We start from the raw sequence: 11595 nt of genomic DNA, 5'->3' as shown, positions 1-11595 counted from the left end.
CCTCCCTCGCCTTAAACGCGCTCGATGATCGTCGCCGTGCCCATGCCGGCACCGATGCACAAGGTCACCAGCGCGGTGTTGAGATCGCGGCGTTCTAGCTCATCCAGCACCGTACCGAGGATCATAGCGCCGGTTGCACCGAGCGGATGGCCCATGGCAATGGCACCGCCATTGACGTTCATCTTGTCGTGTGGAATGTCGAAGGCCTGCATGTAGCGCAGAACAACAGCGGCAAAGGCTTCGTTCAGCTCGAACAGGTCGATATCCGAGATTTTCATCTTGGCCTGCTTGAGAAGCTTTTCCGTCACATCAACCGGGCCAGTCAGCATGAGCGCCGGTTCGGAACCGATATTGGCGAAAGCACGAATGCGCGCACGCGGCTTGATGTCGAATGCCTTGCCAGCCTTCCTGGAGCCAACCAGAACGCCAGCTGCACCATCGACTATGCCCGACGAGTTACCGGCATGGTGGACGTGGTTGACGGTTTCGATTTCCGGATGAGCCTGAATGCCGACCGCATTGAAGCCGCCCATTTCACCCGGCATCACAAAGGATGGATTGAGCTGGCCCAGCGCCTGCATGTCGGTTGTCGGGCGCATGTGCTCGTCATGGTCGAGAATGGTCAGGCCGTTCTGGTCCTGGATCGAAATGACCGAATTCTTGAAATAGCCCTTTTCCCACGACTTGGCGGCACGCTTCTGGCTTTCGACGGCATAAGCGTCGACGTCATCGCGGCTGAAACCATATTTCGTGGCGATCAGATCGGCGGACACGCCCTGCGGCATGAAATAGCCGGGGAAGCCGACCGATGGGTCCATGTACCAGGCACCGCCCGACATGCCCATGCCGACGCGCGACATGCTTTCCACGCCGCCTGCAATCACCAGATCGTCGGAACCGAAGGCGACCTTGGCTGCCGCCAGATTGACCGCATCGAGGCCCGAGGCGCAGAAACGCGAAATCTGGATGCCCGGCGCCTTGAAGTCGTAACCGGCTTCAAAAGCTGACGAACGCGGGATGACAGCACCAGCTTCGCCCACCGGATCGACACAGCCGAAAATAATGTCATCGACCTTTGCCGTGTCGATACCGTTGCGGTCGCGCAGGGATTCCAGAACCTTCGCGCCCAGACGAACGGCAGGCACTTCGTGCAGGCTGCCATCCTTCTTGCCACGTCCGCGCGGTGTGCGCACGTGATCGTAAATATAAGCCTCAGCCATTTTTGCTCCTTCCCGCTAAGTTCGAAAACTTAGCCTGATCTCTAACTCAGCCTGATCTCTAACTCAGAATGTGTCCGCGTTTAGCGCCATCATCGAATCCGCGCCCGACTGGATGCGTGCGAGATGTGCGGCGCTTTCCGGCATGATCCGCTCGAAATAATAGCGTGCGGTAACAAGCTTGGCTTCAAGGAACGCCTTGTTGCCTTCGCCACTGCCAAGCTTTTCTTCCGCGATCTTCGCCATGCGTGCCCACATGAAGCCAAGCGCCACCAGTCCAAAGAGATGCATATAGTCGTTGGAGGCGGCACCGGCATTGTCGGGCTTGGCCATCGCATTCTGCATCAGCCACATGGTGGCGGCCTGAAGATCGTTGAGACCCTTCTTCAGATGCTTGGTGAAGAAGGAAAGCTTCTCATTTTCGCGGTTGGCTTCGCAGAAATCGCCCACTTCTTTGAAGAACGCGGTGATTGCGCGGCCACCGTTAAGCGCCAGCTTGCGGCCGACGAGATCGAGCGCCTGAATACCATTCGCGCCTTCATAGATCATGGCGATACGCGCATCGCGCACATACTGGCTCATGCCGTGTTCTTCGATATAGCCGTGCCCGCCGAAGACCTGCTGCGCCATGACGGCGTGTTCAAAACCCTTGTCGGTCAGAACGCCTTTCAGAACTGGCGTCAAAAGGCCGACGAGATCGTCTGCTGCCTGACGTTCCGCTTCATCGCCTGCGCGATGGGCGATATCGGAGTTGAGTGCCGTCCAGAGGATAAGCGCCCGACCGGCTTCGTTGAAAGCACGGATATTCATGAGGTTGCGGCGGATATCCGGATGCACGATGATCGGGTCGGCTTTCTTGTCCGGTGCCGCGGCACCCGAAAGTGCACGACCCTGAATACGCTCACGCGCATAGATGGCAGCATTCTGGTAAGCGGTTTCGGCAATCGAAAGGCCCTGCAAAGCTACACCAAGACGCGCTTCGTTCATCATGGTGAACATGGCGCGCAGGCCTTTGTGTGCCTCGCCAATCAGGAAGCCCGTCGCATCATCGTAGTTCATCACGCAGGTGGAATTGCCGTGAATGCCCATCTTTTCTTCGATGGAACCGCAGGACACGCCGTTGCGCTCGCCCGGATTGCCGTTTTCATCGAGAATGAACTTCGGCACGATGAACAGCGAAATGCCCTTCACACCTTCCGGCGCGCCGTCGATACGGGCCAGCACCAGATGGATGATGTTGTCCGACATGTCGTGTTCGCCAGCCGAGATGAAAATCTTCTGGCCGGAAATCTTGTAGGAACCGTCTTTTTGCGGCGCGGCGCTGGTGCGCAGCAAGCCCAGATCGGTACCGCAATGCGGCTCGGTCAGGTTCATCGTGCCGGTCCAGGTGCCTTCCACCATCTTCGGCAGATAGGTGTCCTTCTGCTCATCGGTGCCGTGGGTCAGGATCGCGGCAATCGCGCCCTGCGTCAGGCCCGGATACATGGTGAGCGCCATATTGGCAGACGACATATATTCGCCGACAGCCGTATGCAGCAGATAAGGAAGCCCCTGCCCGCCATATTGCTCCGGCACGGCAAGGCCGAGCCAGCCACCTTCGCGATAAAGGTCGTAAGCCTGCTTGTAGCCTTTCGGCGTCGTCACCGAACCGTCCGAATGACGCTTGCAGCCTTCGCGATCAGCGGTCTGATTGACCGGAAACAGGGTGCCCTCGGCAAGCTTCGCGCCTTCAGACAGGATTGCCTCGACGACATCGGGCGACGCGTCGGCAAAGCCCGGCAGATTGTTGTAGCGCTGATAATTCAGAACGTCATTGAGAACGAAATTCGTATCCTCAACTGGCGCGCGATAGCTCGGCATAGAAATCCTCCAAATTCACCACCTGAGCCGTTCCGCGATGGCTGGAACGAGCCCGTAACCGCGTTTCATGCCTGCATGCCACATTATAGCAAAACGTTGTGACAGCGCGCATGTTGCAACAAAAAGGGATGATTTTCTCCGAAAACAGCCATTTTTGCCGCTTTTTTGACTGACCACATCACGGAATTCGCGCTCGTCCAGTCAATTTCGGCTCGAAGCTAACCTACTTTGACGTTTCCGTAAACGTCAAAAATTACACAAGTTCGTGCGGGACGGGGAAATGTTCATGTAAAGACGCTTTTCATCCTGATAGTGGTCGAAGGGAAAGTGTGATAAGCGCCTGCAAGCAACAACAGGAGTATAGTGGTGAGCGAACCTACTGTAGCGGAAGCGACAGACCGAATTTATGAATCGCTTCAGGCGGATAATGTCGACATCGATTTACATATCGCCGCCCTGAAAGCAGCGCTTGAGCGCGCGGGCCTGAAAGAGGCTGTGTTCGATCCGGCCAAGCTGGTGCAGAACAATCGCTCCGGCAGGAAGCTCATGCAGGCATATTTTCGCCAGCGTGGTGTTATGGTCAAGTTTGCGGCTTCGTGAACGGTCATTTTTGACCGGTAACGCGAGCTGAACGGTGAAAATCACGCCGATTGCGTAGACCGGATGACCACATGTGAGACATGATAAAGGCGGCAATTCTGCCGCCTTTCTACTATTAATCGATCCTTGAAGGCTTACTTGACCCATACAACGCGGCGGGTCTGCGTATCGATCAGAGCCGGACGATCTTCCACATAAACATAGGAATAAGTCGCTGCTCCGGAACAGCCACCAGCGGCACATCCTCGGGGATGACCATACCTTCGGCGATATCTCCTTCGATGATGACCGGATCAACCGGATTGGTTTCGATGTAGGTCACGACTTCATTCGGCACCAGCGGACCAGCATTCGGCCCTTCGGTATAATAGACGACCTGACGGTTCTGCATGGAAACGATCACCGGTTCACCATTGACATAGATGTAACCGAAACCCGGATTGTCGGGGATCGGATGAACCGCGATTACATCGGGGAGAACATAACCGTCACTGATTTCGCCCTCAATGACGACCGGGTCCGAAGGATTTGCGATGACATAATCGCGTGCTGCCTGAGGCACTTCGATAAGCACTCGATCCTGCGCCAGCGCAAAACCGGAGCTAGCAAGAAACGCCGCTACGGTCAGAACAAGAGCTTTTTTCATTGTCAGCCTCACTTTCGCATCAGAGCGAATTCGATCTGATTGGATCAGACCGGCGCTCCATCTGTTCGTTCTGGGCACATCTTGGATGCGCCATCAGTCGCAAGGCTGGAATAACCCCGTCGATGCGTCGAGGTTCCCACTCCAGGGCACACTTCATGCAACAGGCTGAAACATTCGGACCTGTCAGGCGGAGTTCGCTCTGACTTCGATCTGGCCGAGGCCGCACATTCGTAGATGCACACATATACCCAAATTAAAAAGATGACGGCGAATAATTGTGAACCGTAGTTTCATTGTCCAAAGCCGCCCCAGAGCGCACTTGGCGAGACACAAGTCGATACAAGTTTTCAGGAATCCCAGAACGAAGCCTTCCGGAAGCTTCCTTGCGGATAAATCAGTTATTCGAAAATTACATTTCAATATTTAGCGTTAGTTAAATTAGCCAATAGAGATTGAGAATCTTACCCAGCAAGTTGCTATTTTAAGATCGATCTAAATCCAGTTAAGATGGCCTTGTTTTCAATGAACAGGAGGTTTTAAAACTTTTTCTTATTGCTAAGCGCGACCTGTTCTCGCCCTGCAAGCAACATCTGTGTTGGTGGATTAGACCAAACACAGCCTGCAGAGCAAAAATGGAGGATGCAAAATGGCTTGTATATTACCGATACAAGACAGGCTGTTCCGTCATTCCCCGTATGGCGTCAAAGTCTAGATTGCATTCTAAAAGCGTTGATTTTTATATATATTTTTCAGTACGAGCGAATAGGCTGCCCTTATCTGTCCTGTCAATCAGATAGGGGCAGCCACATTTTCAAACTTCACACACCCGCAATCAAAACGATTGTCGCCCCATTCGTGCGAGGATGGTTCGCAGCTCTTCGACAGACTGATCAACCTCGTCCTTTTTCTTCTCAAGCTCGACCAGTTTTTCCTTGAAACGCTTGCGTAGCTTCTCCACTTCGACAGCGTCGCGGGTCTCATTTTCCCACACGCTGATCAACTGCCCCATCTCGCTCAGCGTGAAGCCGATGCGTCGTCCAAACAGGATGAGACGCAAGCGTGTATGGTCGTTGTAATCATAAAGCCGCGTCACGCCCGCACGGCGCGGATTGAGCAATCCTTTGTCTTCGTAGAAGCGCAAGGCGCGCAACGTCAGGTCGAACTCCTCCGCTAGATCGCCGATCCGGTATAGTTGACCGCCTGACTGACCTTCCTTTCGCATATTCACGCTTGTGCCGGTTAGCAAATCCGCAATTGCTAAATCTGCGACCAGCCCTGGTGCGTTAGCCTGTTTACTCATGTCCTACCCTGTTTCCGCCCCCGGAAACGCCCGGTCACCGCGCGATTGCGCGATGGAACCACTGTTGATGACAGCTCACATTGACATTGCTGTCAGTGCCGTAGCTTCGATTTACATTTTGCCGCCGCGGTTCACGCATCTTTCGTATTCGATAGATCCGCTTTTCATGCCGGGTTGCGTTTGACACGCTGAATTCAGCCCGCTCAACCATGGGATGCTATTCGGCATCCACGAAAGCACTCACTTAGCCGCATATATTAACGAGTTATTTACCACGTTTGTACAAATGTAAGCAGAGCAAATTCTTGCCTGTTGCGCTGGTGAAATTTGCTCCCGGCGGCCTCTATCATTAGAAAAAGTGAATTTATCATGGCAAATCCAGATATGGCGTCAGGTTCACGATCAATTATTGACGATTTGAATGCCCACCGCGAGCGCCGAGCGTCATCGCCTGCCATGGAAGAACTTAACCGCACGCTGGCGAGCCTTGAAAAACGCCTGATGGATCTGGAGCACGACAGCGCCCCGGACGTACGCGATATTCTGCGTTCCGAACGTCACCCAGTTCGCCATCCTGACGAGACTGTAACTGGCCTCGCCGAAATTGCCGAAAATCTGCGTCGGATGCGCGGTAGCCATGAAGAACCGCAGCCGCATTATGCCTCAAGCGCCGAGGTCAGCCGTGCCAGCCGCGAGATGACCCGCCTTCAGCGCGCCGCAAGCGAAGAAGGCTTTTCACAGCAGATGAGCGATGATTTCGAGCGTATCAACGACAGCGTACGCCTTCTCGCCGAACGCAGCAGTGAGGCAAACGCGCAGGCGCTCCGCCGCCAGCTCGAAGAGCTCCATCGCACCGTCCAGAGCCTCGCGCGCGAAGAAACACTGCATCGTCTCAACAATCGTTGGGATCGCTTCGACGCGCGTTTCGAGGCCTTCGAACAGCGCCACAACGCCGTCGATCCGGCGTTGGATGCGATCGGCTCGCGGCTTGAGCAGGTGCGCGACGCCATCGGTACGTTGCCCCAGTCGAACCGCCTGAGCGCAATCGAGGATCGCATCGGCCAGCTCGCGAATTCCATCGAGGAATCGCTCAGCCCACAACACGCGTCGTCGCTCGATCAGAGCCGTCTGCAGCAGATCGATGAGCGGCTGGACGAAATCAGCCGCGCTATCATCGCCACCAGCCGCGCCCAGCGCCCGGATCAGGACAGTGCGCGCCGACTGGAGCGTATCGAAAGCCGTTTGGCAGAGCTCGCAGAACAGCTCGCCACTTCGGCAACGCAGCAGAATTCCGATACGCTCTATCGCAAGCTCGGCGAACTTTCCTCTCGCATCGACGGCCTTTCAAGCGGCTCAGCGCTACCGGAAGGCGTCATTGACCAGCTCGCACACCAGATTAACCTGCTTGCCAATCAGGTTGGCAAGGTCATGGAGAATCTGAACCAGTCCGACTATCACGCTGTAGAGGCACGTCTTGAAGCCATCGGCGAGAAGCTCGAAGCTGCCGAGCGCCGGGTAGAGGAGCCGCATCCTTCCGTTCTGGACAAAATCGACCGCCGCTTTGCAGAACTGACCGAGCGTCTCGACGCGCAATATGCCACGCAGCATGTCGACAACAGCGCGATCCACACTCTGGAAGGCCGCCTCGACGATCTTTCGCAGCAGATTTCACTGGGTCTCCTTCAGGCGCCGACCTATGACGGCCCTGGACTGGATGTGAAGGCAATCCGCAGCCTCGAAGATCAGATTGCAAATATCGCCCATCATCTTGCGCAGCCCGTTGCCGAGCTCGCAGAATTGAAGCCGCGTCTCGTTTCCATCGAGCGCTCCATCGCCTCCAATCGCGAAACAGTGCTGGATGCAGCGCGCGAAGCTGCCGAAAGTGCTGTCGCGCGCGTTCTGCAGCATGGATCACATGGCGACAGCGTGATCGCCCGGCAACTCGCCGAAGACATGAAATCGCTTGAGGCCCTGGCGCGCAATTCCGACGAGCGCAACGGCAAGACATTCGAGACCGTCCACGACACATTGGTCAAGATCGTTGATCGTCTGGCCAGGCTTGAGCAGGACGTGGCAGGCAAATCAGACACGTCGGACACTGAAAAGTCGGCCTTCACCAGCCCCAACGCTGGATCGCCGCGTCCGTCGGCACCGCGTTCCCCGGCTGCAGCGGCAGCGGAAGCAGCTTTTGCAACCGTCCAGAGCGAAGCTGGTCCCGCCGATATGCAGGCAGGTGACTTGACCGGGAAGTCATCGCTCTTCGGCGGTTTCGCGAAAGCTATACGCGGTCGCCGCGCCGACAAATCCGTCGGAAAGGACGACGAAACACTCGAAGCCAGCGCTTTTGACGCGACGCTTGATGCGCCAGCCTTCGAAAGCGATCTTGCGGCCATCGAGCCGATCACACGCGAAGAACCGGAGCTGGAAACGACTCCATCCCCTCGCCCTCAGGGCGAAGGCATGCCGGACCTCAATTCGATTATGAAGCGGGTGCGCGAAGAACGCCGCCAGCGCGAAGACGCTGCCGATCTGGCCCTTGCCGCCAACGGCAAGGTGGACTTCATCACGGCGGCGCGTCGCGCCGCCCAGCTTGCCGCCGCTGAATCCGAACAGCTTCAGAAGGGCACGACCAAGCGCACTGGTAAGAAAAAGTCATCAGTCGGCGACATGATCCAGCGCCAGCGCAAGCCGATCCTGATGGCAATCGGTGCTGTGATGATCGCGATGGCTGGCCTGCAGATCGGCTCAGCTTTCCTCAACCGCGACGAGCCGGTGGAAGCCGCACTTGATACGGTGCCGCCTCAGATCGACACAACTGCCGCCGATAATACACCTGCGCCAGCCGACGAAATCGCTGCAAAAATCGCGTCGGACACCACACCTGCCCTCGAACAATCCGCGGAAACCACGCCCGTAATCGCAGAGCCCCGCGCGGAAAAAATTGCGCAGGAAGAAATCCCGAAACTAGCGAACGAGCAACAGGCAGCGGTCGAAATCCCCACACAGATTGAACAGCCTGCCGCAGCAACCGGAACAACCGTCCATCCGGTAGTTCCTGCGGAAACGGCTACATCAACCGAACCTGCCGCACAGCCTCAGGCCACCATTCCGTCTGTACCGGAAGAAGCCGGTCCGGCAGCGCTTCGCGAGGCTGCAGCCAAGGGCGACGCCCGTGCCCTCTTCGAGGTCGGCAATCGCTACATGGAAGGTCGCGGCGTTGCTGCCGACTTTGCCAAGGCGGCGAAATGGTATGAGATTTCTGCAGGTCAAGGCTTTGCCCCGGCGCAATATCGTCTCGGCAACTTCAACGAGAAGGGCCTTGGCATGGCCCGCGATCTCGAAAAGGCCAAGACCTGGTACCAGCTTTCAGCGCAACAGGGTAACGCCAGCGCGATGCACAACCTCGCCGTCCTTTTCGCAACCGGCGCCAATGGCAACCCTGACAATGCTTCCGCCGTGCGCTGGTTCACCGATGCCGCCGAACTCGGCGTGAAGGACAGCCAGTTCAATCTTGGAATCCTTGCGGCCAAGGGACTGGGCATGCCGGTCAATCTGGAAGAAAGCTACAAATGGTTCTCGCTCGCCGCCAATGCTGGTGACAAGGATGCTGCCGACAAGCGCGACCAGATTGCCAAGGCATTAAAACCGGAACAGCTTGAACGCGCCAAGGATTTAGTCAAGCTCTGGAAGGCCAAGCCGCTCGATCAGGCAACCAACTCCATCGACGTCCCGGATGCTTGGACCGAGAGCAAACCGCTCACCACCGGCTCGGTGGATATGAAGAAGGCTGTTCGTAACATCCAGCTTATTCTCCAGAAGAACGGCTACGACGTCGGCACCGCCGATGGCTTGATGGGCGGCAAGACCCGCGCTGCAATTGCTGCCTTCCAGAAGGCGAATGGCCAGACGCCGACCGGTGACGTTGACCAGAAACTGGTCCAGCTTCTTCTCGAGAAGAACAAGTAACGCATTGAAGTAAATCGGATTTTTCGAGGGCAGCAGATGCTGCCCTTTTTCGTTTTGGCCACAAGCGTCTGAAAGAAGTGACAGGTTGAATCGACTCGTTGAGCCTTATTATCTAAGCCCTATCAACGAGGGGATAGACGATGCTCTTGCACGTAAACAACGAGATGGAAAACGGGATCATCGCGAAGATTCCCCTCGCGCTCGACAAGGACATCAAAAACTTCCAGGGAGATGCGATCGACTTTGAGATTTCCTCTGGCGACAAGCAACTTATCCCTGCCGAGGATATTCATCCGTACAAATCCATTTTCAAAGTCCTATCCGGCAGTTTCGAGCTGAAGAACATCTTCATAGGCGTGTCGTTCAATGCGAATTTCACCACACCAGACGGCAAAAAGACCTGTCTCACACGGTCCAGCCCGATGGAAGAATGGAATGTCATGAATGGCAACTACTATACCGAAAGCATGAACTGCTTTGGTTTCAAGTCCAGCAGCCGCTTTGCTGGAAACTTCAGCGTGAATCTGACCAATCCCTATCTTTATATCATAAAGAACGGCAGCCTGACCGACAGTAAAATGTCCGACAACATTTCGATCCGTGCACAGTTTTACCCATCGTCTGGTCATTCCGTCATCACGCCGAAAGAAGATATCAATATCGTCATCAGCAACCGACAGAACGCTACCGAATGATCGACAGTGCATCGTGGCCAGATTGCGCTCATGTATTTCCTATATATTCTATGGGATTATACCAACAATGACTGTTTTAAGCTCTCTTCAAGGCTCTTTTTGTTGTTCTTAAACAACACCTAGCATTTTTCCTCGAATAGAGTTTCGCGAGATAACTTTATCAGCAATCGGCGTTTGACTTCGCGATGGCGACAGAGCAAGACATTATGAGGAGTGGTCGGGCTGAAACTCACGTGTGAAGTTAAGCCTAACTACTTGTTTTCATGCATTTCCGCACGCAGAACAGTTTCATAATTTTGCCGGAGATGTTTTAGTAGAGTGAAACATCTTGCGGAGAAGCGCGACCGCAAGCAGCTGTGTGTCATGCGTTCGTGAAAGCCGGGTTCGGAATTGGGTATTTATCTTCCCATTGCGGAATTATCGGTCAACATGCTGGTTCTTCTCGGCATGGGCGCCGCCGTGGGTTTTCTCTCCGGACTGTTCGGCGTCGGCGGCGGCTTTCTGATCACACCGCTTCTGATCTTTTATAACATTCCACCTGCAATCGCGGTCGCCACCGGTGCCAATCAGGTCATCGCCTCGTCGGTTTCCGGCGCACTGGCGCATTTCAAACGTCGCACGCTCGATATCAAGCTCGGCCTGTTTCTCGTGGCGGGTGGTGTATTGGGTTCCCTTGTCGGTATCTTCGTGTTCTCGTGGCTGCGCGATCTCGGCCAGTTGGACCTGATCGTTTCCATCCTCTACGTCTTCTTTCTCGGCACTGTCGGCGGTCTGATGCTGGTGGAAAGCCTGCGCGCCTTGCGCCGTGTGAAGAAGGGACAAGCAGGTGCTGTGCGGCGATCCGGCCAGCATACGTGGATACACCGCCTGCCATTCAAGATGCGGTTTCGCGCCTCTACCATCTATGTCAGCATCATTCCGGTTCTCGGCATCGGCTTCTTCATCGGCCTTCTGTCATCGGTGATGGGTGTCGGCGGCGGTTTCATTATGGTTCCGGCGCTCATCTATCTTCTGCATGTTCCGACAAATGTGGTTGTCGGAACCTCGCTGTTTCAGATCACCTTTGTGACCGCAGTCACGACCGTCCTGCAGGCAACGACCAACCAGTCCATCGATATCGTGCTTGCTTTCCTGCTGATGGTTGGCGGCGTTATCGGCGCGCAATACGGCGCACGCGCGGGCCAAAAATTGCGCGGCGAACAGTTGCGCCTTTTGCTGGCGCTTCTCGTGCTTGCCGTTGGCCTGCGCCTCGCCTTTGGCCTGTTCGTGCGGCCCGACAATCTGTTTTCCATTTCGATTGCGGATATCTGA

7 protein-coding genes and 1 pseudogene are annotated in these 11595 nt (G+C 55.6%); 4 read left to right on the top strand and 4 right to left on the bottom strand.

The features are described 5' to 3' along the window. Positions 1–11 precede the first annotated feature (11 nt). Both LJ361_RS13340 and LJ361_RS13335 read right to left on the bottom strand, forming a co-directional pair. The gene (locus LJ361_RS13340; protein ID WP_264811719.1) at positions 12–1220 is read right to left on the bottom strand and encodes an acetyl-CoA C-acetyltransferase; all 1209 of its coding nucleotides are present in this window, start codon (positions 1218–1220) and stop codon (positions 12–14) included. Between the two features lie 63 nt (positions 1221–1283). Then, positions 1284–3077 (bottom strand): acyl-CoA dehydrogenase C-terminal domain-containing protein, encoded by a 1794-nt coding sequence (locus LJ361_RS13335; protein WP_264811718.1) that lies wholly within the window; start codon positions 3075–3077, stop codon positions 1284–1286. A 363-nt stretch (positions 3078–3440) separates the two neighbouring features. Here LJ361_RS13335 and LJ361_RS13330 point away from each other — a divergent pair, with 363 nt between their 5' ends. Continuing rightward, the gene (locus tag LJ361_RS13330; RefSeq protein WP_029926552.1) at positions 3441–3677 is read left to right on the top strand and encodes a hypothetical protein; all 237 of its coding nucleotides are present in this window, start codon (positions 3441–3443) and stop codon (positions 3675–3677) included. Between the two features lie 134 nt (positions 3678–3811). Here LJ361_RS13330 and LJ361_RS13325 read toward each other — a convergent pair. Beyond that, positions 3812–4323: pseudogene (locus LJ361_RS13325) on the bottom strand (DUF1236 domain-containing protein). Between the two features lie 832 nt (positions 4324–5155). Continuing rightward, a complete protein-coding gene (locus LJ361_RS13320; RefSeq protein ID WP_029376010.1) occupies positions 5156–5623 on the bottom strand; it encodes a MerR family transcriptional regulator in 468 nt (155 codons plus the stop codon). 369 nt (positions 5624–5992) lie between these two features. Here LJ361_RS13320 and LJ361_RS13315 point away from each other — a divergent pair, with 369 nt between their 5' ends. The 3 genes from LJ361_RS13315 (at position 5993) to LJ361_RS13305 (ending at position 11595) form a co-directional block, all read left to right on the top strand. Beyond that, positions 5993–9589: a peptidoglycan-binding protein gene (locus tag LJ361_RS13315; protein ID WP_264811716.1), complete on the top strand. Its 3597-nt coding sequence runs from the start codon at positions 5993–5995 to the stop codon at positions 9587–9589. Between the two features lie 140 nt (positions 9590–9729). After that, complete coding sequence (locus tag LJ361_RS13310; protein WP_264811715.1) at positions 9730–10284, top strand: hypothetical protein; 555 nt, start codon at positions 9730–9732, stop codon at positions 10282–10284. Positions 10285–10713: 429 nt separating this feature from the next. Further along, a complete protein-coding gene (locus tag LJ361_RS13305) occupies positions 10714–11595 on the top strand; it encodes a sulfite exporter TauE/SafE family protein (protein ID WP_029376011.1) in 882 nt (293 codons plus the stop codon).

It is taken from the genome of Brucella sp. JSBI001, from assembly GCF_026014005.1.
GTDB lineage: Bacteria > Pseudomonadota > Alphaproteobacteria > Rhizobiales > Rhizobiaceae > Brucella > Brucella anthropi.
The sequence above is the reverse complement of the archived record's forward strand: the minus strand, read 5'-3'. Positions and strand labels throughout refer to the sequence as shown.

Bases quoted from the DNA above. Each gene is read 5' to 3' on its own strand.
- LJ361_RS13340 (WP_264811719.1), bottom strand. From the start codon at position 1,220: ATGGCTGAGGCTTATATTTACGATCACGTGCGCACACCGCGCGGACGT.
- LJ361_RS13335 (WP_264811718.1), bottom strand. From the start codon at position 3,077: ATGCCGAGCTATCGCGCGCCAGTTGAGGATACGAATTTCGTTCTCAAT.
- LJ361_RS13320 (WP_029376010.1), bottom strand. From the start codon at position 5,623: ATGAGTAAACAGGCTAACGCACCAGGGCTGGTCGCAGATTTAGCAATT.
- LJ361_RS13315 (WP_264811716.1), top strand. From the start codon at position 5,993: ATGGCAAATCCAGATATGGCGTCAGGTTCACGATCAATTATTGACGAT.
- LJ361_RS13310 (WP_264811715.1), top strand. From the start codon at position 9,730: ATGCTCTTGCACGTAAACAACGAGATGGAAAACGGGATCATCGCGAAG.
- LJ361_RS13305 (WP_029376011.1), top strand. From the start codon at position 10,714: ATGCTGGTTCTTCTCGGCATGGGCGCCGCCGTGGGTTTTCTCTCCGGA.